Source organism: Mesorhizobium sp. CNPSo 4670, assembly GCF_057784235.1.
Genome location: NZ_JBWJFQ010000009.1, coordinates 184,724 through 208,201, shown reverse-complemented (window position 1 = coordinate 208,201; position 23,478 = coordinate 184,724). Strand labels below are relative to the sequence as shown.

General features: G+C 63.6%; 16 protein-coding genes. 9 read left to right on the top strand and 7 right to left on the bottom strand.

The features are described from left to right. Positions 1-214 precede the first annotated feature (214 nt). Both acs and AC0ZT5_RS17415 read left to right on the top strand, forming a co-directional pair. Positions 215-2,170, top strand: a complete 1,956-nt coding sequence (gene acs / locus AC0ZT5_RS17420; protein WP_488497421.1) for an acetate--CoA ligase — start codon at positions 215-217, stop codon at positions 2,168-2,170. After that, a complete protein-coding gene (locus AC0ZT5_RS17415) occupies positions 2,170-2,919 on the top strand; it encodes an MOSC domain-containing protein (RefSeq protein ID WP_488497420.1) in 750 nt (249 codons plus the stop codon). The genes acs and AC0ZT5_RS17415 overlap by 1 nt, the downstream gene beginning before the upstream one ends. Here the strand turns inward: AC0ZT5_RS17415 and AC0ZT5_RS17410 are convergent, their stop codons facing one another. The 3 genes from AC0ZT5_RS17410 to AC0ZT5_RS17400 all read right to left on the bottom strand — a co-directional run bounded on the left by AC0ZT5_RS17410 (position 2,920) and on the right by AC0ZT5_RS17400 (position 7,220). Further along, the gene (locus tag AC0ZT5_RS17410) at positions 2,920-4,188 is read right to left on the bottom strand and encodes a class I SAM-dependent methyltransferase (protein ID WP_488497419.1); all 1,269 of its coding nucleotides are present in this window, start codon (positions 4,186-4,188) and stop codon (positions 2,920-2,922) included. A gap of 412 nt (positions 4,189-4,600) precedes the next feature. Then, positions 4,601-6,019, bottom strand: a complete 1,419-nt coding sequence (locus AC0ZT5_RS17405; protein WP_488497418.1) for a TadE/TadG family type IV pilus assembly protein — start codon at positions 6,017-6,019, stop codon at positions 4,601-4,603. A 331-nt stretch (positions 6,020-6,350) separates the two neighbouring features. Then, positions 6,351-7,220 carry a transglutaminase-like domain-containing protein gene (locus AC0ZT5_RS17400; RefSeq protein WP_488497417.1) on the bottom strand — a complete coding sequence of 290 codons (870 nt, stop codon included), beginning with the start codon at positions 7,218-7,220 and terminating at the stop codon, positions 6,351-6,353. Positions 7,221-7,386: 166 nt separating this feature from the next. Here AC0ZT5_RS17400 and AC0ZT5_RS17395 point away from each other — a divergent pair, with 166 nt between their 5' ends. Further along, positions 7,387-8,058: an HAD-IA family hydrolase gene (locus AC0ZT5_RS17395; RefSeq protein ID WP_488497416.1), complete on the top strand. Its 672-nt coding sequence runs from the start codon at positions 7,387-7,389 to the stop codon at positions 8,056-8,058. Positions 8,059-8,158: 100 nt separating this feature from the next. Here the strand turns inward: AC0ZT5_RS17395 and AC0ZT5_RS17390 are convergent, their stop codons facing one another. Then, positions 8,159-8,380 carry a DUF1674 domain-containing protein gene (locus AC0ZT5_RS17390; RefSeq protein WP_488497415.1) on the bottom strand — a complete coding sequence of 74 codons (222 nt, stop codon included), beginning with the start codon at positions 8,378-8,380 and terminating at the stop codon, positions 8,159-8,161. Between the two features lie 105 nt (positions 8,381-8,485). Between AC0ZT5_RS17390 and htpX the strand changes: the two genes are divergently transcribed. The 4 genes from htpX (at position 8,486) to purH (ending at position 14,754) form a co-directional block, all read left to right on the top strand. After that, positions 8,486-9,505, top strand: a complete 1,020-nt coding sequence (gene htpX, locus AC0ZT5_RS17385; protein ID WP_488497414.1) for a zinc metalloprotease HtpX — start codon at positions 8,486-8,488, stop codon at positions 9,503-9,505. After that, positions 9,502-10,890, top strand: a complete 1,389-nt coding sequence (locus tag AC0ZT5_RS17380; protein WP_488497413.1) for an RsmB/NOP family class I SAM-dependent RNA methyltransferase — start codon at positions 9,502-9,504, stop codon at positions 10,888-10,890. The genes htpX and AC0ZT5_RS17380 overlap by 4 nt, the downstream gene beginning before the upstream one ends. A 147-nt stretch (positions 10,891-11,037) precedes the next feature. Then, the gene (locus tag AC0ZT5_RS17375; RefSeq protein WP_488497412.1) at positions 11,038-12,762 is read left to right on the top strand and encodes a heparinase II/III family protein; all 1,725 of its coding nucleotides are present in this window, start codon (positions 11,038-11,040) and stop codon (positions 12,760-12,762) included. A gap of 375 nt (positions 12,763-13,137) precedes the next feature. Next, positions 13,138-14,754 (top strand): bifunctional phosphoribosylaminoimidazolecarboxamide formyltransferase/IMP cyclohydrolase, encoded by a 1,617-nt coding sequence (gene purH, locus AC0ZT5_RS17370; RefSeq protein WP_477227614.1) that lies wholly within the window; start codon positions 13,138-13,140, stop codon positions 14,752-14,754. 150 nt (positions 14,755-14,904) lie between these two features. Here purH and AC0ZT5_RS17365 read toward each other — a convergent pair whose 3' ends face one another. Both AC0ZT5_RS17365 and AC0ZT5_RS17360 read right to left on the bottom strand, forming a co-directional pair. Continuing rightward, entirely contained in the window at positions 14,905-16,281 is a 1,377-nt protein-coding gene (locus AC0ZT5_RS17365) for an MFS transporter (RefSeq protein ID WP_477227613.1), read from the bottom strand. Between the two features lie 281 nt (positions 16,282-16,562). Beyond that, positions 16,563-21,353 (bottom strand): NAD-glutamate dehydrogenase, encoded by a 4,791-nt coding sequence (locus tag AC0ZT5_RS17360; RefSeq protein ID WP_488497411.1) that lies wholly within the window; start codon positions 21,351-21,353, stop codon positions 16,563-16,565. A gap of 135 nt (positions 21,354-21,488) precedes the next feature. On the opposite strand from AC0ZT5_RS17360, the gene AC0ZT5_RS17355 reads away from it, so the two are divergent. Both AC0ZT5_RS17355 and AC0ZT5_RS17350 read left to right on the top strand, forming a co-directional pair. Next, positions 21,489-22,052: a peroxidase-related enzyme gene (locus tag AC0ZT5_RS17355; protein WP_488497410.1), complete on the top strand. Its 564-nt coding sequence runs from the start codon at positions 21,489-21,491 to the stop codon at positions 22,050-22,052. A gap of 130 nt (positions 22,053-22,182) precedes the next feature. After that, entirely contained in the window at positions 22,183-22,506 is a 324-nt protein-coding gene (locus tag AC0ZT5_RS17350; protein WP_095084148.1) for a YciI family protein, read from the top strand. Between the two features lie 99 nt (positions 22,507-22,605). On the opposite strand, the gene AC0ZT5_RS17345 is transcribed toward AC0ZT5_RS17350, so the two are convergent. Next, a complete protein-coding gene (locus AC0ZT5_RS17345; protein WP_488497409.1) occupies positions 22,606-23,217 on the bottom strand; it encodes a LysE family translocator in 612 nt (203 codons plus the stop codon). Between the last annotated feature and the right edge of the window lie 261 nt (positions 23,218-23,478).

Below are 23,478 nucleotides of genomic sequence, written 5' to 3'. Positions count from 1 at the left end.
ATGCAGTTAGCAGCGACATCGCCTGAGTGCTGACAGGCGGTGCAAGTCTGGCTGCGGCATCCAGCCGCGCAACCCCCCAAATCTCCAGACAAACCCAATGTCTAATATTGCCGTAACGGAGGAACTGGTAATAATGCCGCCGAATTCGCGGCCGCGTCGCCGCGATCCCGCCGGCGTTTCAAGCCGGCGGATTGGTTCGGGAGGAAAGTAAGGAATGTCCGAGGTTCATGTCCATCGCGTCCAGCCGGCGTGGAAGAAAAGCGCACTGATCGACAATGACACCTACCTGAAATGGTATGCCGACAGCGTCAAGAACCCGGACAAGTTCTGGGGCAAGCATGGCAAGCGCATCGACTGGTTCAAGCCCTTCAGCAAGGTCAAGAACACCTCCTTCGATGGCAAGGTCTCGATCAAGTGGTTCGAGGATGGGCTGACCAACGTCTCCTACAACTGCATCGACCGCCACCTGAAGAAGCGCGGCGACCAGACCGCCATCATCTGGGAAGGCGACAATCCCTACGACGACAAGAAGATCACCTACAACGAGCTTTACGAGCATGTCTGCCGACTCGCCAATGTGATGAAGAAGCACGGCGTCAAGAAGGGCGACCGCGTCACCATCTATATGCCGATGATCCCGGAAGCCGCCTACGCGATGCTGGCCTGCACGCGGCTGGGCGCCATCCACTCGATCGTCTTCGGCGGCTTCTCGCCGGACGCACTGGCCGGCCGCATCGACGACTGCAAGTCGACCTTCGTCATCACCGCCGATGAAGGCCTGCGCGGCGGCAAGCCGATCCCGCTGAAGGACAACACCGACAAGGCGATCGAGATCGCCGCCAAGGCCGGAACGAACGTCGAAAAGGTAGTGGTTGTGCGCCGCACCGGCAGCAAGACCGGCTGGGTGGCCGGACGCGACGTCTGGTACCACGACGAGGTCGCGACGGTTAAGCCCGAGTGTAAGCCGGAGAAGATGAAGGCCGAGGATCCGCTGTTCATCCTCTACACATCAGGCTCGACCGGCAAGCCGAAGGGCGTGCTCCACACCACCGCCGGCTATCTCGTCTATGCCTCGATGACACACCAATATGTCTTCGATTACCATGACGGCGACATCTACTGGTGCACCGCCGATGTCGGCTGGGTCACCGGCCACAGCTACATCGTCTACGGGCCGCTCGCCAACGGCGCCACCACGCTGATGTTCGAGGGCGTGCCGAACTATCCGTCGCAGTCGCGCTTCTGGGAAGTCATCGACAAGCACAAGGTCAACATCTTCTACACCGCGCCGACGGCATTGCGCGCGCTGATGGGCGCCGGCGATGCGCATGTCACCAGGACATCGCGCAAGTCGCTGCGCGTGCTGGGTTCGGTCGGCGAGCCGATCAATCCGGAAGCCTGGGAGTGGTATTTCAACGTCGTCGGCAACGGCAAGGTGCCTATCGTCGACACCTGGTGGCAGACCGAGACCGGCGGCATCCTGATCACCCCGCTGCCCGGCGCCACCGACCTCAAGGCAGGTTCGGCGACGCGGCCTTTCTTCGGCGTCAAGCCGCAGCTGGTCGACGGCGAGGGCAAGGTGCTGGAGGGCGCGGCCGACGGCAATCTGTGCATCACCGATTCCTGGCCGGGCCAGATGCGCACCGTCTATGGCGACCATGACCGCTTCGTGCAGACCTATTTCTCGACCTACAAGGGCAAGTACTTCACCGGTGACGGCTGCCGCCGCGACGCCGACGGCTATTACTGGATCACCGGTCGCGTCGACGACGTCATCAACGTCTCCGGCCACCGCATGGGCACGGCCGAAGTCGAATCGGCACTGGTCAGCCACGACAAGGTTTCGGAGGCAGCCGTCGTCGGCTACCCCCACGACATCAAGGGCCAGGGCATCTACAGCTACGTCACCTTGATGAAGGGGGAGGAGCCGAACGAGGAACTGCGCAAGGAGTTGATCGCCCACGTCCGCAAGGAGATCGGCGCCATCGCTTCGCCCGACAAGATCCAGTTCGCGCCCGGCCTGCCCAAGACGCGCTCGGGCAAGATCATGCGCCGCATCCTGCGCAAGATCGCCGAGGACGATTTTTCGGCACTTGGCGACACTTCGACGCTTGCCGATCCGGCCGTCGTCGATGACCTGATCGCCAACCGGCAGAACAAGAAAAGCTGATGCAATCGACAGTCGCGGTGGGTTCGGTCACCGAGCTTTGGCGCTACCCGGCGAGTTCGCTCGCCGGCGAACGCCTGGACGCGATTTCGGTGGATCAGGAAAGCATCGACGGCGACCGCATGTTCGGTCTCGTCGATGCCACCGACAATGAAATCGCGCGGCCGGACCGCGATGCGAAATGGCACAAGGTGCCGCGCATCAGGACCCGGCTGTCGCCAAACCGCGAACTGGAGGTTGCCCTTCCGGACGGCGACTGGCTGGCGGCGCCGGGAGCCGAAAGCGATCGCGCCGTTTCTGCCTATCTCGGCTTCGCGGCCTCGATCCGGCCGTTTCGGAGGGAACACGCGGCGTCCGGCTATTCCGGACCGTTGACCGCCGAGCGTTACCGCAAGGCCCCGATCCACCTTTTGACCACGGCTTCGCTGGCACGGCTGAAGGCGTTGCACCCCGAAGGCGTCCCCGATCCGCGCCGCTTCCGCCCCAACATCGTCGTCGACATGGCGCCGGTCGAAGGATCGTTCCCGGAGACCGAATGGATCGGCCGCAAGCTGGCGATCGGCGATCTGCTGCTGACAATCTCCGAGCCCTGCCGCCGCTGCGGCTTTACCATCATTGCGCAGGATGGGTTCGATCACGACCCGGCCATCCTGCGCAACCTGGTCCGCCACAACGCGCACAATCTCGGCGTCTATTGCACGGTCGACCGGCCCGCCCGCGTCGAAATCGGCGCGGCGATGCGATTCGTCTGATCACCGGTAGAGATCCGCCCGCGTCGGCGGCAGGCCGCTCGAGCCCCGCGCACGCTTGGTGACGACGGTCTGGAAAATCTGCGCCGAGGCGCGTTCGAAGGTGATCGAACAGCCAGTCAGGTAAAGCAGCCACAGGCGTGCCTTGGCTTCGCCGACCTCGGCGATCGCCTCATCGAACCGGGCGTGCAGACGTTCCGCCCAAAGCCTGCAGGTGCGGGCATAGTGCTCGCGCAGGTTCTCGACGTCATAGACGAGGAAGCCATGCGCTTCGAAATTGCCGAGCGTCATGCCGATCGTGTCGAGTTCACCACCGGGGAAGATGTATTTGATCAGCGCCTTGTATTCCGGTCCCTTGCGCAGGGTTTTCTTGATGTCGCCCTTGCTGCGCCGGGTGATGGCGTGATGCAGGTAGATGCCGCCCGGTTTCAGCAGCCGGTGGATGGTGGAGAAATAGGCGGCATGGTTGGCGAGCCCCAGATGCTCGAACATGCCGATCGACGATATCTTGTCGAAGCTACCCGAGAGCTCGGCGTAGGATTTTATCTCGATGGTGATCTTGTCCTCCAGCCCCTCGGCGCGGATGCGTTCGCGGGCAAGGTTGGTCTGTGCCTCTGACAGCGAGACACCGTGGCCGACGACGCCATAGTTCTTCACGGCATGGATCAGCATCGCTCCCCAGCCGCAGCCGATGTCGAGCAATCTTTCGCCGGGCTTCAGCCGCAGTTTGCGGCAGATATGGTCGAGCTTGTCGATTTGCGCCTGATCGATGCTGTTGGCGAAATCCTTGAAGTAGCCGCAGCTGTAGACCATGCGCTCGTCGAGAAAGAGCCGATAGAAAGCATTCGAGATATCATAGTGATGCTGGATCGCTTCCTGGCTTGACCCGCTGACGAAGGGATTGCGCCCCGAAAGATCGGTTCGCGCGGTCATCTGTTTCCTTGAAAACAGGACTGCCGGCAAGTCACGCAGGATCGCCAGCTTCGGCAATGTCTTGAGTTTCGACCTGAGCTTGCCTTGCGATGGCAGGGCGTAGAAATCAAACAGCGATCCGTCTTCGACATCGACCGCCTTGGAAATCCACATCTCGATCAGCGTCGAGAAGGTGGGGCGGCGAACCATCTGCCAGACGATGTCCGGGTCATTGATGGTGAGCACAGGGCCGGTGGCGGGGCCAATCCGCTCGCCGGTCCAGAGCCTGACGGCAAAGCCCGGCTTCAGTGTCTCAGCTACCGTTCGAACGATACGCGCGGCCTTGTCGGTGGCGTCCATGCTTCCTCCCCGAAGCCAGAGCGCCAATGTTGTCCGTTTGCCCCCGGACCGCAAGCCACCCCGTCTGGTCAGCCTGTCTGGGCAGAATGGCCGGAAAGACACACACCCGGCTTTTTGAGGGTAACGCCTTGCCATTTGCCAAATCAGACCCCATCATCTCAGCGTGTTCAACAAATCGAAAGGAGGTGATCCGATGTCGAGTGATTTCGTTTTCCAGAACGTGGCCTCAGCGGATTGCACTTTCGGGAAGCAGACTTCCCGTTAAGGCGCGAGATGCGCGGTAGGCGACCTCACGGGTCACCGCCATTGGCCGCGCCACGGACGGAAACACGGAAGGCCGCCGGCTTCGAAAGAAGCGGCGGCCTTTTCCTTTTGGACCAACATCCCGCGGAACTGCCCGCTGCTCAAAAGCTCATTTGGTGACGGTGATCTTCTCGATGTTCTGGACGATGTCGTCGAACGCCTGCTTCAATTCCGCACCTGTCGCTGCCTCGTAATAGTGTTTCAGCGACGACGTGTCCGCCGTGGAGCAGTCCTGGAGCACGCTTTTTGCCTGGTCCCTTTCGGTCGCCGTCATGGTTGGATCGTTCAGATCGAAGCCGATCGTGAAGATCTCGATGCCGACGCGCTTCATCTCGGCGCAAATGCCTTCGGCATTGTCGCGCGACATCTGGCCGACATTCTGTGATTTTGGCGCCCCGCGCTCGCCGGCGAAGGCTGTGTTGAACTGGCCGTCCGTCATCAGGATAGCGACCTTGGCGACTTTCCTCTTGTCGAAATTGGCGGGACCGGCACCGAGCCCGGCATTGACGATGGTCGAGCGCCACGAGGGTGAAAGCATGTAGTAGCCCCACTGCGCGGCGATGCCGCCGGAGGTTACGCCAGCAGCGCTGAAATCATCGATCGTGTCGAGTAGCTTGTCCTCGTCGGCCGACAACGGGATGAGTTCCGGCGTCGGGCAGGTTCTCATGTGATCGTCCCGATTGATCTTGGCCAGGTACTCCTTGCCGTTGCTGTCCCACCGCGACGTGGAAGGTCCATCGGACGAAGTGTCGGCATAGCCATCCCTGTCCTTGCGTTCGGTGGCACATTTGTCGGGCGCTGGTGTCACCGACACCGAAACCGGAGCATCCAAGGGTGGCGGCAGGTCGGGCCCGTTGTTCTCCTCGACGAAGACACTGTCAGCAAGACCGCCAGTGTTCACAGCTTCGGCGTAGGGAACAATCGCCACACGCACACGCGGATTTCTCGGATCGATGTTGTTGTCCAGCAGATCCTTGACAGCCCCGGAAGCGGCAATCTGCAGGTCGCCGATCTTGTTGGTCCTGGCCCAGATGTTCGGCCCCATCGACCCGGTCACATCGAGCATCATCGCCACTTCGATGGTCTTGTCAGAGTAGAGCGCCGTTGTGGAAGCGGCGACGCGCTTGATGTCACCCATGTTGAACATCGGGAAATACAGGGCGACATCGACATGGGCGTCGACCTGGACCGTCTTGGCGGTCCTGCTGACAATCAGCCTGTCGAGCACGATCTGATCGGCCTGCAGGATGCCTGCCTGGCTGTTGGCATCGAGAAAGGCCTGCGCCGATCTGTTGGCATCGGCTTCCCTGATGACGCCGGTCGTCAGGTCGCGTGCCGTCGACGTGACCGCGGCGTCGACCACGCCCTGCAGGCTCGATCTGGCATTGTAGAGCTGCGTTACATTGACGGAAAAACCAACAGCCAGCGCCAAGACCGAGGCGGTGAGGCCGAACAGGACTGCGAAATTTCCACCGCGATGCCTGGCGAAGACGCCAACCGCGTGAACAAGACCCCCGTAATTCCGCATCCTGCAGTCTCCACTCGCGTCGGCCTCGTCGCCGCAGGAAGGACAAATGCAGGATTCCGGCCGGGTGACGCCGCTACGGGGCGGACGGCCAACCGCTCGCTATCAACGTGTTGTTTTTGTTTGGGTTCGAGCTGCGCAACGGTGAATGACTGGTAAACAGAAAGACACTTTTTCGGCTTCGTTTACGAGCCGCTTACCATGATCAAGCCGGGGGATCATGGAATGCCTGATGACGTCCTGTTGCGGCACAGGGCTTCTGTGCCGAAGCGGACCAACTGTCAGAAATCGCAGGGCGTCAAACCGCCGGATCACATGCCCGGCTACCGAGAGATCAGGCCAGCATCTGCGCGCTGACCGTCCTGTCGATGGCGTGATAGGGCGGGTTGAACAGATTGCCTTCCTGTTCGTAGGTCCACACCTTGAACAGGCTGAGCCGGTGCGGGCCGAAGCTGTGCAGCAGCGGCACGTCGGTGGCGTCGCGGCCGCGCGCGATGACGACGCGGCCGACCCTCGGCGTGTTGTGGCGGGGATCGAACGCGTACCATTTGCCGTCGAGGAACACTTCCAGCCAGGCCGAGAAATCCATCGGCGCCGGATCGGCCGGCACGCCGATGTCGCCGAGATAGCCGTTCACATAGCGCGCCGGAATGTTCATGCAGCGGCAGAGCGTGATCGCCAGATGAGCGAAGTCGCGGCAGACGCCGACGCGCTCCTCATGCGCCTGAGCCGCAGTGCGGGTCGAACGCGCGTAGCCGTAGCCGAACGACAGCCGGTTGTGCACATAGTCGACGATCGCTTGCACCCGCGCCCAACCCGAGGGGACATGGCCGAACAGCTGCCACGCCATGGCGCTGAGATGATCGGTCTCGCAATAGCGGCTGCCGAGGAGATAACCGAGCACCTCGTCGGGCAGTTCCGCCACCGGCACTTCCCCGGCCAGCGTGTTGACTTCGTCGGTTTCACCGCTGTCCTCGATGACTGCGTCATAAAGGATACGAAAACCGCCGGCCGGCGCGGTGAAACGACGGCAGCCATTGCCATGGAGATCGTGGTAGAGCCTGGTCGACACCGCAGGCGACGTCAGCACCCGCGTCTGCCGCTTGATGTCGGCCTGCCTGTCCTTGTGGATCTCGAGCAGTGAAATCACCGGGGTGGCCGCGGTGCACTCGATAGCGATTTCGTAGCCGAGCCGGATCAGCATCGCAGTCCCCATTCGATCGTCGTGGAAAACGGTTTTGCTCAAACGCGAGAGGACGGACTGTGGTTCCCTGGGACTATCGAAAAGGTGGCCCTCGCGCCTTCCCATACCGACGCCGCGACGTTAGGTTCGGCGACCGCCATAAGCGCTCCCCAATTCAAGGAAAACCATGCTCGCAGGCAAGAAATTCGCGGCCTTCCTCTTCGATATGGACGGCACGCTGCTCAATTCGACCGCGGCCGCGGAACGCGTCTGGAGCAATTGGGCGATGGCGCACGGCCTCGACGTGGCGGCTTTCCTGCCAACGATGCATGGCAGGCGGGCCATCGAGACCGTCCGCCGGCTGGCGCTTCCCGGGGTCGACCCACAGCACGAGGCCAACGAGATTACACGGGCCGAAATCGCCGATGTCGAAGGGGTCAATGCCATCGCCGGCGCCGCAGCATTCCTGGGTGCGCTGCCGCCGGATCGCTGGGCCATCGTAACATCATCGCCGCTCGCGCTTGCGCTGGTGCGGATCGAAGCGGCGGGCATCCCGCGTCCGGCGACAATGGTCACGGCGGAAGACGTGGTTCACGGCAAGCCTGCTCCCGACTGCTTCCTGTTGGCGGCCGAACGGCTTGGCTTCGACGCCCACGACTGCGTGGTTTTCGAGGACGCAACGCCGGGCATCCAGGCGGGCGAGGCGGCCGGCGCCACGGTGGTGGTGATCACCGCGACGCATCAGCACAAGATGGAGACACCGCACGAAACCATTTTTGACTACAGCAACCTGACGGCGGTCACCGACGCCCAGGGCCGGCTTGGTCTGGAGCAGATACGAAGCGCGGCGGCTTCCTAAAGCGCGTCGGAGTTGAAAACGGATTCAAGCGACGCGCTTTAGGCCTTCTTGTTGTGCATGTCGTTGTCGCAAAACCGAGGTCACTTTTGCGCGACATGCATTAGAAATCGCTTGTCAGGCCCTTGACCTCCCAGTCACCGTAGCGGCCGGGTTCCTTGCCGCCACGGCCGCCGATTTCCTTCGGCGTCGCGGCTTCCTTCTCCAGATATTTCACGCGCCTTGCTTCGGCTTCCGCGAGCGCACGGCTGGCCTCCGGCGTCAGCGCCTTTGGCTGGATGTCATGGCCAAGCTCGGCATCGGTTTTACTGGTCTCGTCGTTCATGCGATATTTCCGGCGGATTGAAACAGGGGCAAGCCTTTCCCATCATATAGCGATGAGTTTACAGGGATCGACCCCTTTTCACCGCAGCCGGGACAGGAGCAGACGATGAACACACTTCGCACCGCCATGCTGCTTGCCGCGATGACGGCACTGTTCATGGGCGTCGGCTTTCTGATCGGCGGATCGGGCGGCATGATGATCGCGCTGGTCATTGCCGCCGGCACCAATCTGTTCAGCTACTGGAACGCCGACAAGATGGTGCTGTCGATGAACCGCGCCGTTGAAGTCGACGAAAAGAACGCGCCCGAATATTACGCCATCGTTCAGTCACTGGCCCAACAGGCCGGCCTGCCGATGCCGAAGACCTACCTGATCGACAATCCGCAGCCGAACGCCTTCGCCACCGGTCGCAACCCACAGAATGCGGCCGTCGCCGCCTCCACTGGCCTGCTGCAGAGGCTGAGCCATGAAGAGGTCGCGGCGGTGATGGCGCATGAACTCGCCCATGTGCAGCACCGCGACACGCTGACCATGACCATCGTCGCCACCTTTGCCGGGGCCATCTCGATGCTCGGAAATTTCGCCTTCTTCCTTGGCGGCAATCGCGACAACAATCCGTTCGGCTTTGTCGGCGTGCTGGCGGCGATGATCGTGGCGCCCTTTGCGGCGATGATCGTGCAGATGGCGGTCAGCCGCACCCGCGAATACGAGGCCGATCGGCGCGGCGCCGAAATCTGTGGACACCCGCTCTGGCTGGCATCCGCCCTTGACAAGATCGCTCGCGGCGCCGAACGCATTCCCAACCCCGATGCCGAGCGCAATCCGGCAATGGCGCATCTCTTCATCATCAATCCTCTTTCCGGCGAGCGCATGGACAGTCTGTTTTCCACACACCCGAGCACCGAAAACCGCATCGCCGCCTTGCAGGCGATGGCGCGCCAGATGGAAGGCAGCGACACAAGGGTCGCACCACGCCAGGCGCCGATGCCGCAACAGGCGGACGAACAGCGGCCATCGGGCCCGTGGGATCAGGCAGCTCGACCTGAACAGCCGGCAGAACCGGCCGCGCCGAAGCCCAATCCGTGGGGGCGCAACCCGACCGGGCCCAAAGGCCGGTGGTCGTGAGCGTGGCGGGCAGAGGACCTCGACGCACCGTTTCAGGCGATCAGGAACACACTGCCGGCGGCGACTTCGTTGCCGGTCTCGCCGCCCGCAAGGCGGCGGCGCGCTTGCTTGCCGCCGTCATCGACGCCAGGACGCCGCTCGACGGACTGACCGACCACGAGAACGGCCACCCGCAATACAGAGCGCTCGACCTGCGCGATCGCGGCCTGGTGCGCGCCATCCTGGTCACCGCGCTACGCTATCGCATGACCATCACCGGGCTGCTGGCGCGCCGGCTGGAGAAGCCACTGCCGCCCAACGCCACCGCCCTGTCGCACATATTGCACGTAGCGGCGGCACAGATCCTGTTCCTCGACATTCCTGACAGCGCCGCTGTCGACCTGGCGGTGACCCACGCCAAGTCCGATCCTCGCACGGTGCGTTTTTCCGGCCTGGTCAACGGCGTGCTGCGCACGCTTGCGCGCGTCAAGGAAACGGAGTTGCCTGCCGCACTTGCCGCCACCGACGAAGCGCCCAAATGGTTCTCCGACCGGCTCAAGGCTGCCTATGGCAATGAAACGGCCAGGCAGATTCTCGCCGCACATCGGCACGAAGCGCCAGTCGATTTCTCGGTCAAGGCGGATCCAGAGCTGTGGGCCGGACGGCTCGGCGGCATCGTCCTGCCGATCGGCACAATTCGGGTGGAAAAGCTTGCCGGGCCCGTCACCGAATTGCCCGGCTTCGCCGACGGCGCCTGGTGGGTTCAGGACGCCGCCGCCAGCCTGCCGGCGCGGCTGTTCGGCGATGTCAGAGGGCTTCGCGTCGCCGATCTCTGCGCCGCCCCTGGCGGCAAGACCGCGCAGCTCATTCTCGCCGGCGCCAGGGTCACTGCCGTCGACACGTCGAAGAACCGGCTCGCGCGGCTGACGCAGAATCTCGAACGTCTCGGCCTGTCCGCCGAAATCGTCCAGGCCGACCTCACCAAATACGAGCCGAAGGAATTGTTCGACGCCGTGCTCCTCGACGCGCCGTGCTCGTCGACCGGCACGGTGCGGCGACATCCCGATGTGCCATGGACCAAGACGGCAGCCGATGTCGAAAAGCTCGCCGACCTGCAACGCAGGCTGCTCGCCCGCGCCGTGACGCTGGTAAAACCCGGCGGCAGGATCGTCTTTTCCAACTGTTCGCTCGACCCGCTCGAGGGCGAGGACCTCTATCGCGCCTTTCTGGTCGGCGCGGCTGAAATAGCCAACGATCCGCTGCAGCAAGGCGAGATCGCCGGCATCGATCCGTTCCTGACGCCGCTAGGCACTTTGCGCACCACGCCCGCCGATCTGGACCTCGGCGCGCCGGAACGCTCAGGCCTCGACGGCTTCTTCGCCGCCCGCATGCGCCGAGCCGGCTAAATATTTAACCGCCGGGATTTGCTGACTTTTTTAGGGAAGGTCGGGGGCAACACCGGGTGAACCGGCGCCGTCCAATGGAATTCGCCTTCGCACGAGTCGTGCAATCATGTAAACTTGCGCCGGGGTAGAGGACGATCAGGAGGGGATTTGGCACTTGCTGCCAGCAACACGACGCGTCTGTGGACGCTTGTCGCGAAGGAGTTCTGGCGCAAGACGCGCCGGCGCTTGCGTGCCGGGCCGATGTATCGTTGGCGCTATTCCGGCCGCACGCCCGAACGTGTGCTGATCGCACCGCCGGACCTGCGTCTGGCCGATCCGCAGATCGCGCTCGAGATCTACTACGGCCGTTATCCCCTGTCGGGGCATCTGGTCGAGACCGGCGGCAGATCGCCATTCCAGATCAACGTGCCCAACCATGGCTGGCAAAAGACGCTGCACGGCTTTCGCTGGCTGCGCCACATGCGCGCCGCCGGCACCGAGCTCGCCGCCGCCAACGCCCGCGCGCTGGTCTCCGACTGGATCACCATCCATGGCAGCCATATTTCCGGCATCGCCTGGGAACCCGGCACGACGGCCAAGCGCATCATCGCCTGGCTGCAGCATTCCTCTGTCGTGCTGCAGGGCGCCGAATTCCCCTTCTACCGCGCCTTCCTGAAGACGCTTGCCGTCCAGATCCGCTACCTCAGGTCGATGGCGCGCGAAATGCCGGATGGCAAGGACAGGCTGCGCGCCCGCATCGCTTTGGCCTTCGCCGCCCTGTCCTTGCCGGCGCCGGCATCGGCGCTGCGCGGCGCCACCCGCAACCTCGCCGCGGAGCTCGACCGCCAGATCCTTGCCGATGGCGGTCACATTTCACGCAATCCGATGGTCGTCCTGGAAATCCTCGCCGACCTTTTGCCGCTGCGCCAGACCTATGCCAACCAGGCCGAAACGCCGCCGCAGGCCCTCATCGGCGCCATCGACCGCATGCTGCCGGCGCTGCGCTTCTTCCGTCATCAGGACGGCAGCCTCGCCCGCTTCAATGGCATGGGCGCCACCATCCACGATCGTATCGCCACTATCCTGCGTCACGACGACACCGCCGGTTCGCCACTGCTGCATGCGCCGCATTCCGGCTATGAGCGCCTGTCGATGGGCGGCGTCACCGTCATCGCCGACACCGGGCTGCCGCCGCCGGTCGACGTGTCCAATGCCGCGCACGCCGGCTGCCTCGCCTTCGAACTGTCGTCCGGCCGCCAGCACTACATCGTCAACGCCGGGATCGACACCTATGGCGTCGCCGAGTTCCGGCCGCTGGCGCGCGCCACCGCCGCGCACTCGACCGCCACGATCAACGACACCTCGTCGGCACGCTTCAGCCATTCGTTGCGTGTCAACGACCTGCTCGGCTCACCATTGATCGGCGGGCCGCAGCAGGTGCAGTGCAAGCGCACCGACCAGAAAGGAATTCAAGGTTTCATCGCCCGCCATGACGGCTATGTCCCGCGCTTCGGCTTCCTGCATGAGCGCGAGCTGAAACTGTCGCAGAACGGGAACGTGCTGGGCGGCAGGGACCGCTTTCTGCGGCCCGGCAATGCTGCGATCCGCAACAATGGCCGTGACTTCGTCACCATCCGCTTCCACGTCCATCCCGACGTCAACCTGCTGCAGGACGAGCATAATCGACTGGTCCTGGCCGGCGATCAGGCCGACACCTGGGTGTTCACCTCCAGCGACGTGGTGCCGGAGGTCGAGGAATCAATCTATTTCGCCGGCCTTGGCGGCCCGCGCCGCAGCCGCCAGATCGTGCTTGCCTTCAAGGCCTCGGACGTCGCCGAAGTCCACTGGCAGCTGACGCGCACCAGCATCGCCGGTTACCCGGAAAACAACTGATCGTATCTACGAAGGCAGTGGGTAGTTTTTCAATTTGAACCAATGGAAAATCTTGCGAGAAGATGGATGCTGTTGGCTCGAAGCCGAATCGGCGTGGCCTATACAAGAAGCGAGCCGTTCAGGGGCGCGGAATGACTAGCAATATACGCAAGAGAGCAGCAGCAAATATAGTGATCACCATACTTGCCGGCATCGCGGCCTTCGCCATGTTTCTCGCGGTTTTGTTTGTCGCCTTGATCGTAGCAATTCCTTTCATGAACTCCTAAGCCGAAGTTCAAACTGAGACACTATCCGGCAGCGCTTCCAGTTTGATTTCCCGATGTCATGTGCTACGGCGCGGGCACCCACCACACCAGCCGTGAAAGGCCGCCGCCCATGGCCGTCGCCGCCAAGAACATTCCAGCACCTGACCTCGTTCCGGTGCGTCGCGCCCTGCTCTCCGTCTTCGACAAGACCGGGCTGATCGATTTCGCCAGGGCGCTGGCGGCTGCCGGCGTCGAACTGGTCTCGACCGGCGGCACGGCAAAGGCGATCGCCGAGGCTGGCCTGGCGGTGCGTGACGTCTCCGAGCTCACCGGCTTTCCCGAGATCATGGATGGCCGCGTCAAGACCTTGCATCCCAGCGTGCATGGCGCGCTGCTTGGTGTGCGCGACGACCCCGAGCACTCGGCTGCGATGCGCAAATACGGCATCGAGCCGATCGATCTCGTCGTCTCCAATCTCTATCCCTTCGAGGAAGTCCGCCGCTCCGGCGCCGACTATGCCGCGATTGTCGAGAACATCGACATTGGCGGCCCAGCGATGATCCGCGCCTCGGCCAAGAACCATGCCTATGTCGCTATCGTCACCGATCCTGGCGACTACGCCTCTGTGCTGAACGCACTGGAGATGAACATTGGCTCGCTGTCGCTGGATTTCCGCAAGAAGCTGGCGGCCAAGGCCTTTGCCCGCACCGCCACCTATGACGCGGCGATCTCCGGCTGGTTCGCCGAGGCGCTCGAGATCGAGCATCCGATGTGGCGCGCCTTCGGCGGCAGGCTGGTCGAGGTGATGCGCTACGGCGAGAATCCGCACCAGAGCGCCGGCTTCTACCTCAATGGCGACAAGCGGCCGGGCGTCGCCACGGCGCGCCAGTTGCAAGGCAAGCAACTCTCCTACAACAACATCAACGACACCGACGCCGCCTTCGAACTGGCCGGCGAATTCGATCCGAACCGCTCCGCCGCCGTCGCCATCATCAAGCACGCCAACCCGTGCGGCGTCGCCGAGGGCGCGTCGCTGAAGGCAGCCTATGCCAAGGCGCTCGCCTGCGATCCGGTCTCGGCCTTCGGCGGCATCGTCGCCATGAATCGCACCCTCGACGCCGAGGCCGCCCAGGAGATCGTGAAAACCTTCACCGAGGTGATCATCGCGCCCGACGCGACCCACGAGGCAGCCGCAATCGTCGCGGCGAAAAAGAACCTGCGCCTGTTGGTGACCGGAGGCCTGCCGGACCCGCGCACCCCAGGCACGACAGTCAAATCCGTCGCCGGTGGCATCCTCGTCCAGGGCAGGGACAATGCCGTGGTCGACGACCTCGAGCTGAAAGTGGTGACCAAGCGCGCACCGACGGCGGCCGAAATGGCCGACCTGAAATTCGCCTTCCGCATCGCCAAGCACGTCAAGTCCAACGCCATCGTCTACGCCAGGGACGGCGCCACCGTCGGCATCGGCGCCGGCCAGATGAGCCGGGTCGATTCCTCGCGCATTGCCGCGCGCAAGGCGCTCGACGCGGCCGAGGCGGCGGGCCTCGCCGAACCGCTGACCAAGGGCTCGGTTGTCGCCTCCGACGCGTTCTTCCCCTTCGCCGACGGATTGCTGTCTGCGATCGAAGCCGGCGCCACCGCCGTCATCCAGCCCGGCGGCTCGATGCGCGACGACGACGTCATCGCCGCCGCCGACGCGCACGGCATCGCCATGGTATTTACCGGAGTGAGACACTTCCGGCACTAGCTGCCGGCGAGAGAGATGTTTGAGAATTCGCTCCGCTGAGTCGGATGGCGTGGTTTTCGAGAACCGGAGTGGAGCGGACATTCAAGTCCGTGAGCACCGGAAGCGCAGAAAACCGCCCCAGGCGGCCGGCGGAGTAGAATTATCGATCTCTCACTCTACCGGCTGGTCCGCCGGATAGGGCGTCCTGATCAGGATCGCCATGCCGATGCCCAGGAACAGGATGATCACCGCCATGCCGAGCCGCGCCGAGCCGCTGACGGCGGTGATGGTTGCCACCAGGAACGGCGCCAGGAAGCTGGTTGCCCGTCCGGCCAGCGCATAGATGCCGAAATAGCGGCCGGATTCCGCCGCCGTGACGCTGCGCGCCATGTAGGAGCGCGACGAAGCCTGCACCGGCCCGAAGGCCAAGCCGATCAACAGGCCGTACAGGATATAGGCCTTTTCAGCCGCAGTGCCGAACAGGCCACCCGAATCGACCGTCGACAGCTGTATCAGGCCGAGCAGCGTGAAGCCCGGACCAGTCGAGACGACGCCAACGGTGGCGATGGACAGCATGACCAGCGCAATCATCACCACCACCTTGGAACCGAGCGCGGTGTCGAGGCGCGCCGCAACCCAGCAGCCGAGGATTGCGACGACATTGAGGATGATGCCGAACATGCCGATCTCGGTGATCGACCAGTGGAACATCGCCGCCGCGAAGGTGCCGCCCAGCGCCAGCAGCGCGTTGACGCCGTCCTGGTAGATCATGCGGGCGACGAGGAAGCGGAAGATACCGCCACGCTGGCGCACCTCGGCCAGCGTTGATTTCAACTCCGACAGGCCTTCGCGCACCGCCGGCCCGATCGGGATGCCCTTGATGGCATCCGGCGTGAAGAAGAACATCGGCAGGATGAACAGGAAGTACCAGCCGGCCGACAGCGGCCCGGTGGCGCGCGCGTCCTCGCCGAGCTTCGGGTCGAGGCCGAACAGCGGGTCGAGGCCGATGATCGTCTTGCCGGTCTCGGGCGAGCCGGCCATGCAGGTGACGACGAAGATCAGCGCGATCATGCCGCCGAGATAACCGAGACCCCAGGCAATGTTGGAGATGCGGCCGATTTCGCTTTTCGGCACAAGGCGCGGCATCATCGAATCGTTGAACACGGTCGAGAATTCCGCCGCCACCGACGCCAGCGAGAACAGCGCCACGATGAGGAACAGGTTGGAGCCTGGAGCGGCGAACCACAACAGGCAAAGGCTGGTGATCTTGATCGCGGCGAAGAACGCAATCCAGGGCTTGCGCGGTCCGGTCTGGTCGGCGATCGAGCCGAGGATTGGCGACAGCACGGCGATGACCAGCCCGGCCGCGGCAATGCCATAGCCCCAGACCGCCTGGCCGGTATTGGGATCGCTCGCCATGCGCGAAACGAAATAGGGGCCGAAGATGAAGGTGGTGACGACAGTGAAGAACGGCTGCGCCGCCCAGTCGAAGAACATCCATCCCCAGATGCCGCGCCCGGACGCACGCTGCACGGTTACCTCGGTCATGTCCCCTCCTCAGCGTCTGCTCCACGCGTCGCGCGCCATGTCTGCATGTTTTTTCGTGATGGTGCAAACGAACAAGCATGGCGCCGCCCCTCATTGCCCTGCCGGGCATTTCTCCCCCTATAGTGACGGGAGAAAGACGCGGTCATCGACGTTTCGCCAACGGTCAGCGTTGTAGTAAGGCGCCGACGATCGCGACAGGCTCCCTTCTCCCCGTCACAATACGGGGAGAAGGTGGCGGCAGCCGGATGAGGGGCAGCACCAGCCTTGTGAAGCGAATGGGTTCACATCCCCGTCAGATCGCTCATCAGCCCCGACGCGACCGACAGCCGCGACACGGTGATGTCGCCGCCTTCGGTGAGCGCCTGAAGCCGCTCGCGGATGCGCGCCACCCGCTCGCCGCCGGCTTCCAGCCAGGCCACCACCGGATCCGCGGCCTTGGCATGACCGGTGAGTGCTGCCACCGCAATGCCGCGCCGCGCTGCGCCGATCGTGTCGGTGGCGCGCGACAGCGCCAGCTGATCGTAGTAGTCGGAGGGAGTGATCGAACGCGCCGCGTCCTCGACACGCGGGATACGGAAGGCATCGCTGACCGCGAAGAACGCCTTGGCCGCGGCAACGATGTCGGCGCCGGCCGTGCGCGCCGTCAGCGAGATGTCGGGGATGAGCTCCGCCACCTCGTTCAAGGCCAATTGCCCGGCCAGCTTTTCCGGCGCGCCGCTTTTGAACAGTCCGTGCCGCTTCTCCTCGATACGCTCGCGCGAGAAGGCCGGCAGCAGCGAAACGAGCCTGGGCTCCAGTGCCTTGCGCGCTTCCATGAGTTCGCCAATGCGCTGACCAAGTGGTGCGGTGCCGGCATCGTTCTTGAGATACCAGCCGCTGGTCACATAGATCAGCCGGCTGACCGCCTGGTAGAGATCAAGCTGCACCTGGCCGTCGACGAGATTGTCGAGCGCGTCGATCTCGCGATAGAGCGCCGGCAAGGCAAAACCGTCGCGCACCACCGCGAAGGTACGCACCACGTCGGCGGCGGTGCGACCGGTCGCTTCCTGCAGCCGGTTGACGAAGGACGGGCCGCCGCGATTGACCAGGTCGTTGGCGACGACGCGGGCAATGATCTCGCGGCGCAGCCGGTGGCCGTTGATCTCGGCTGCGTATTTGTTCGCCATCCGGTCCGGGAAATAGCCCATCAGGTCACGATCGAAATGCGCGTCGTCCGGCACGTCGCTGGCGACGATATCGGAAAACAGCACGATCTTAGCATAGGCCAGCAACACGCCGAGCTCGGCCCTGGTCAGCGGCTCGCCGCGTGCTTCGCGCTCGGCGAGCGCCGCCGGCGACGGCAGCGTCTCGACGGCGCGGTCGAGCAGGCCGCGTCCCTCCAGCGCCGTCATGAAGCGGCTCTGATGCGCGATGTCGGCGAGGCCGCGCTTGCGGGCGATCGAAAGCGCCAGGGTCTGCTCGTAATTGTTGGACAGCACCAGTCCGCCAACCTCGTTGGTCATTTCGGCCAGCAGCTTGTTGCGCGCCGGGCGGGTCAACGATCCCTTGCGCATGGCCGAAGCCAGCGCGATCTTGATGTTGACCTCGACGTCGGAGCAGTTGACGCCGCCCGAATTGTCGATGGCGTCGGAGTTGCAGCGGCCGCCGTTCATGCCGAACTCGATGCGGGCCCGCTGCGTCACGCCGAGATTGGCGCCCTCGCCGATCACCTTGGCGCGCACGTCGAGCGCGGTGATGCGGACGGCATCGTTGGCGCGGTCGCCGACCTCGGCGTTGGTTTCGCCGGATGCCCTCAGATACGTGCCGATGCCGCCGAACCAGAGCAGATCGACCGGCGCCTTGAGGATGGCGCCCATGATCTCGACCGGCGTCGCGGTCGTCTTCGCCAGGCCGATCGCCGCCGCCGCTGCCGCCGGCAAGGTGATCGACTTCTGGTTGCGCGACACGATGATGCCGCCTTCCGACAGCTTGGTCTTGTCGTAGTCCTGCCAACTCGAACGCGGCAGGGCGAACATGCGCTCGCGCTCGGCCATCGACGCACCCATGTCGGGATCGGGATCGATGAAGATGTCGCGATGGTCGAAGGCGGCGATCAGCCTGGTCTTCGGCGACAAAAGCATGCCGTTGCCGAACACGTCGCCCGACATGTCGCCGACACCAACGACGGTGAAGGGCGTGGTCTGGATGTCGCGGTTCATCTCGCGGAAATGCCGCTTGACCGCTTCCCAGGCGCCCTTGGCGGTGATGCCCATCTTCTTGTGGTCGTAGCCGGCCGATCCGCCGCTGGCGAAGGCGTCGTCGAGCCAGAAGCCGTGCTTCTCGCTGATGGCGTTGGCGGTGTCGGAGAAGGTCGCCGTGCCCTTGTCGGCGGCAACCACGAAATACGGATCGTCCTGGTCGCGGCGCACGACGCCGGCCGGCGGGATGACCCCGTCGAGACCGATATTGTCGGTGATCGACAGCAGGCTGGAGACAAAGTTCTTGTAAGCCGAGGTGCCGGCCTCGAAGATTACATCGCGGCTGCCGCCCGCCGGCAGGCGCTTGGGGAAAAAGCCGCCCTTGGCGCCAACCGGCACGATGACGGCGTTCTTGACCTGCTGCGCCTTGACCAGGCCGAGCACCTCGGTGCGGTAGTCCTGGGCTCGGTCCGACCAGCGCAGACCGCCACGCGCCACCGGGCCGAAGCGCAGGTGCAGCCCCTCGACCTCGGAACCGTAGACGAAGATCTCTCGCCACGGCCGCGGCGCCGGCAAGCCGTCGACTGCATGCGAATCGAGTTTGATCGCCAGCGACTGGCCTTTCTCTTTCGTATCGGCAACGAAATGATTGGTGCGCAGCGAGGCTTCGATCAGGTTGAGGTAGCGGCGGATGATGGTGTCGTCGTCGATGTTCGGCACATCTTCCAGCGCATCCTTGATCTTGGCCTTGAGGTGCTTTGCCGCCACCACGCCTTCTGTCTCGGCCGTCGGGCCAAGCCGGGCGATGAACAGCGCGTGCAGGCCGCGCGCGATATCGGGATAGCGGTTGAGCGCGGCGGCGATGAAATCCTGGCTTTGCGGAATGCCGACCTGCTGCAGATAGCGGCCATAGGCGCGCAGGATGGTGATCTCGCCCGACCACAGGCCTGCGGTCTGGGCAAGGCCGTTATAGCCGTCATTGTCGACGTCGCCGCGCCAGACAGACAGGAACGCGTCCTCGAACAGCGCGCCGCCGTCGGCAAGGTCGATCGGCTTGCCGTAGCTGTTCTCAAGCTCCATGTCGTGGATGAAGACCATGCCGGACTGGTCGTCGCCGACCTCGAAGGTGCGCTCGCTGATGACCCGGAAGCCGATGTTTTCCAGCACCGGCACGCGCCGCGACAGCGCCACCGGGCTGCCGTGGTGATAGATCTTCAGAGACGCCTGATGCGGCTTCTGGTCGGCATTGCGATAGTAGTCGATGGCGATCGGATTGCTGGCGCTGATCCTGGCGATGCGCCCGGCATCGGCAAGCGCCACCGCCGCGCTGAACGTATCGCGGTAGCTTTCCGGCAGCCGAGCGGCGATGCTCTTCAAAGCCTGGTTGCCGCCATTCGCGTCCGCCGCATCGGAAAGGGCATCCTCCCAGGTGCGCACGATGTCACGGATCGCCGCCTCGATTGCCGCTTGCTCGACCTTCGGCGTCTTGCCGCCGGAGCGGCCGATGATGAAATGGACACGCGCCAGGCCGCCTTCGGGGAAGGCCGGATAATAGGCCGACAGCCGGCCTTCGAACACGGTCTTGAGATAGCTGCCGATCTTCTCGCGCGCGACACTGTCATAACGGTCGCGCGGCACGAAGACGAGGATCGAGACGAAACGATCAAACTGGTCGACGCGCACCAGCGCCCTGACCCGCGGCCGCTCAACGAGGCCGAGAATGGCTGCGGCGTGCTTCTTCAGGATCGGTACCGGGACCTGGAACAACTCGTCGCGCGGATAGCTCTCCAGCACATTGATCAGCGCCTTGCCGGAGTGATCGTGCCGGTCGAAGCCGGACTTGGCGATGATGGTTTCGGCCTTCGACCGCAGATACGGGATCTTCATCACAGAGCGCGTGTAGGCGGTCGAGGTGAACAGGCCGACGATGCGCAATTCGCCCGCCAGCGTGCCCTTGGACGTATAGGTCTTGACGCCGATGTAGTCGAGATAGATGCGGCGGTGCACCGAGGACTTGGCATTCGCCTTGGTGACGATCAGCGGCTCCGGCCCGTGCAGGAAGGCGCGGATTTCCGGCGTTGTCGTCACCGCTTCCGTGCCGCGCCTCAGCACCAGCACGTCCGGATCGGAGAGGATACCGAGACCGGGCTTGTCGGCGCGCTCCAGCGTGCCGCTTTCCTCGCCGCCGGTGTATTTGAACTCGCGCATGCCGAGGAAGGTGAAATTGTCGTCGCGCAGCCACTCCAGGAAGGCGATCGCCTCGGCAACGCTCTTCTTGTCGAGCGGCACTGCCGAATAGCGGAACTCCGAGATCGCCTGATCGAGGCGGGCCAGCATCGGCCGCCAGTCGTGGACGGCGGCGTGCACCTGACCGAGCATCTTGCGCAGCCGCTCGGTTAATCCGGCCGCCTGCTCGGCGGTCAGCCGCGGGATATGGGCATGGATGACGCTCAGCCGGTCGTGGCTGCCGTCGTCCTTGGCGAAATTGCCGTCGCCGAGGATTTCTTCCACACCGCCTTTGCCGTGGCGAACGGTGATGACCGGGTGGGTGACCAAGGTCGGTTCGCCGGCGCTTTCGGTGATCTCGCCGAGGATGGAATCGAACAGGAACGGCATGTTGTCGTTGACGACCGTGATCACGGTCACAGGGCGGCCCTCGCGGACGACGCCTGAATCGGCATCGACGGCGACGACGCACTCACCTTTCTTGTGGCCGGCGACCGCCTGGCCGGCGAGATCGGCGGCGCGTTCGAGGTCGGCCGCCTCGTAGGCGGCAATGTCTTCGGCCGGCGCGCGGGCGAGCAGGTAGTCAGCGAGTCTTGTTGGTCTTTCCTCCGTTTTTGTCGCCGCGGTGGCTTTTTTCTTCGACTTCGCTGCGGTTTTCACGCTGGCCATGTGCCATTCCTCCCGTCGCATGCTTTTGTGACTATGGTAGCAGATGAGCGCTGTTTGGCGACAAAGGTTTGACGGCTTGTCAAGAATTATCGGAATTCGGTGACAGGACACCGCCCGACGAGGAGAAACGACCCCATGACCGGCAAAATCACTGCGCTTGACCTCGCTTCGGGAGAGCTGAGCGAGGCGACAAAAGCCTATTTCGCCAAATGCGAGGAGAAGCTCGGGCTCGTCCCCAACGTGCTGCGCGCCTATGCCTTCGACGACAAGAAGCTGCGGGCCTTCACCGACATGTACAACGACCTGATGCTGGGAGAATCCGGCCTGTCGAAGCTGGAGCGCGAGATGATCGCGGTCGCCGTCTCCTCCATCAACCATTGCTACTATTGCCTGACCGCGCATGGCGCGGCGGTGCGCCAGTTGTCCGGCGACCCGACGCTCGGCGAGATGATGGTGATGAACTTCCGCGCCGCCGAGCTAGCGCCGAGGCAGACCGCAATGCTCGAATTCGCCGTCAAGCTGACCGAAGAGCCGGCTAAGATCGTCGAGGCTGATCGAGCCGCACTGCGCAAGGCCGGCTTCACCGATCGCGACATCTGGGACATCGCCTCGACCGCTTCGTTCTTTAACATGTCGAACCGCGTGGCGGCGGCAATCGACATGCGGCCGAACGACGAATACCACGCCATGGCGAGGTAAGCTGCTAGAGCCAACCGCGCCTTACATTAGCCCTTTCGCATTCTCGTTGCATGTTCGCCGCTTTGGTCCGATGATTGCCAGGCGGCGTGACCGCATGCCGGTTCGATGCCGCTGATCAAGGGAGGAGAACATGGCGAAGTTTCTCTACGTCTATCACGGCTCGGGCAAGATGCCGACCGAGGAGGCCGAACGGCAGGCGGCAATGGACGCCTGGACGCACTGGTACGGCAAGCTCGGCTCGGCCGTGGTCGACGGCGGCAATCCGGTCGGCATGTCGAAGATGGTGCTTCCCGGCGGCAAGGTCGAGAACAATGGCGGCAGCAATCCAACCGCCGGCTATACGATCGTTGAAGCAAAAGACATCGACGATGCCGTCGGCAAGGCCAAGGACTGCCCTATCCTGATGGACCCGGCTTTCAGCGTCGAGATCGCGCCGATCATTGAAGTGATGTGACGCGCCATCTTAAGCGTGATCTCTCCTGCCGAGGGTCGGCGAAGCAAAAAACGTTCCCGCATTCGCTGACGCAGTCCCTCGGTTCAGGTTCATGCCCTGTCACCGCGCCGCGATCGCCGCGGCGGCGCCGGCCATCGTCGTGGCACTGACGCGGTTGGCGATCTTCATGGCGCGCTTGCTCTTCAACAGCTTGCGCGCCTGCGAGGCGGCGAGCACCCAGGCGAGATTGATGACGATGAGGACCACCGCCATGATCGCCGTCAATTCGACCCAGCCGATGATGCTGACCGACGCGAGGTCGATGATCGTCGGCAGCAACGCCAGGTAGAACATCATGATCTTGGGATTGCCAAGTGTCACCGCCATGCCGGCGAAGAACAGTTTTGCGGGCGAATCCTCGCGCGGCATCTCGCCTGCCTTTGCCTCGACCGGCGCGGTCCACATCTTGAAAGCAAGATAACCGAGATAGGCGACGCCGATCCATTTCACCACGACGAAGGCGAAGTGAAAACTCTGCGCCACGACAGCCAGCCCGAACACCGCCAACGACAGCCAGATGCCCTCGCCGATCCACATGGCGAGCAGGAACGGGAACACGTCGCGATACCCTTTCGAGATGACCCGCGCGACGAGCGCCGCGATCGACGGGCCCGGCGAGCCGGCGGCAACAAACAAGGCGGCGGCGAAGATCAGCAGCGAGGTGAGGTGCATGGTCAGGATCCCTGCTTTAGAGGTTCGATCCGCCACACTAACCCGACAGCTGTAACGCGGGCAAAGGCAATCAGGTGCCTTGCACCTCCAGCGTCTCGCAGCTAGAAGAACCGCCGCGAAACAATTTCGAGCGTCCCTTTGCCTCAGTAACCGCCGGTCTCGTCAACTCCCCCGACACACTGCATGGCGCCGCAATTCGCGGTGCCTGTTTTCATTTCATGTGTTCCTCTGGGCGGCGGTTCGAGACCGGTTTGGCACTGC

Excerpts from the sequence above, each read along its gene's own strand:
- AC0ZT5_RS17355 (WP_488497410.1), top strand. The coding sequence starts at position 21,489 with ATGACCGGCAAAATCACTGCGCTTGACCTCGCTTCGGGAGAGCTGAGC.
- AC0ZT5_RS17405 (WP_488497418.1), bottom strand. The coding sequence starts at position 6,019 with ATGCGGAATTACGGGGGTCTTGTTCACGCGGTTGGCGTCTTCGCCAGG.
- AC0ZT5_RS17400 (WP_488497417.1), bottom strand. The coding sequence starts at position 7,220 with ATGCTGATCCGGCTCGGCTACGAAATCGCTATCGAGTGCACCGCGGCC.
- acs (WP_488497421.1), top strand. The coding sequence starts at position 215 with ATGTCCGAGGTTCATGTCCATCGCGTCCAGCCGGCGTGGAAGAAAAGC.
- AC0ZT5_RS17360 (WP_488497411.1), bottom strand. The coding sequence starts at position 21,353 with ATGGCCAGCGTGAAAACCGCAGCGAAGTCGAAGAAAAAAGCCACCGCG.
- AC0ZT5_RS17345 (WP_488497409.1), bottom strand. The coding sequence starts at position 23,217 with ATGCACCTCACCTCGCTGCTGATCTTCGCCGCCGCCTTGTTTGTTGCC.
- AC0ZT5_RS17365 (WP_477227613.1), bottom strand. The coding sequence starts at position 16,281 with ATGACCGAGGTAACCGTGCAGCGTGCGTCCGGGCGCGGCATCTGGGGA.
- htpX (WP_488497414.1), top strand. The coding sequence starts at position 8,486 with ATGAACACACTTCGCACCGCCATGCTGCTTGCCGCGATGACGGCACTG.
- AC0ZT5_RS17395 (WP_488497416.1), top strand. The coding sequence starts at position 7,387 with ATGCTCGCAGGCAAGAAATTCGCGGCCTTCCTCTTCGATATGGACGGC.
- purH (WP_477227614.1), top strand. The coding sequence starts at position 13,138 with ATGGCCGTCGCCGCCAAGAACATTCCAGCACCTGACCTCGTTCCGGTG.
- AC0ZT5_RS17410 (WP_488497419.1), bottom strand. The coding sequence starts at position 4,188 with ATGGACGCCACCGACAAGGCCGCGCGTATCGTTCGAACGGTAGCTGAG.
- AC0ZT5_RS17350 (WP_095084148.1), top strand. The coding sequence starts at position 22,183 with ATGGCGAAGTTTCTCTACGTCTATCACGGCTCGGGCAAGATGCCGACC.
- AC0ZT5_RS17415 (WP_488497420.1), top strand. The coding sequence starts at position 2,170 with ATGCAATCGACAGTCGCGGTGGGTTCGGTCACCGAGCTTTGGCGCTAC.
- AC0ZT5_RS17390 (WP_488497415.1), bottom strand. The coding sequence starts at position 8,380 with ATGAACGACGAGACCAGTAAAACCGATGCCGAGCTTGGCCATGACATC.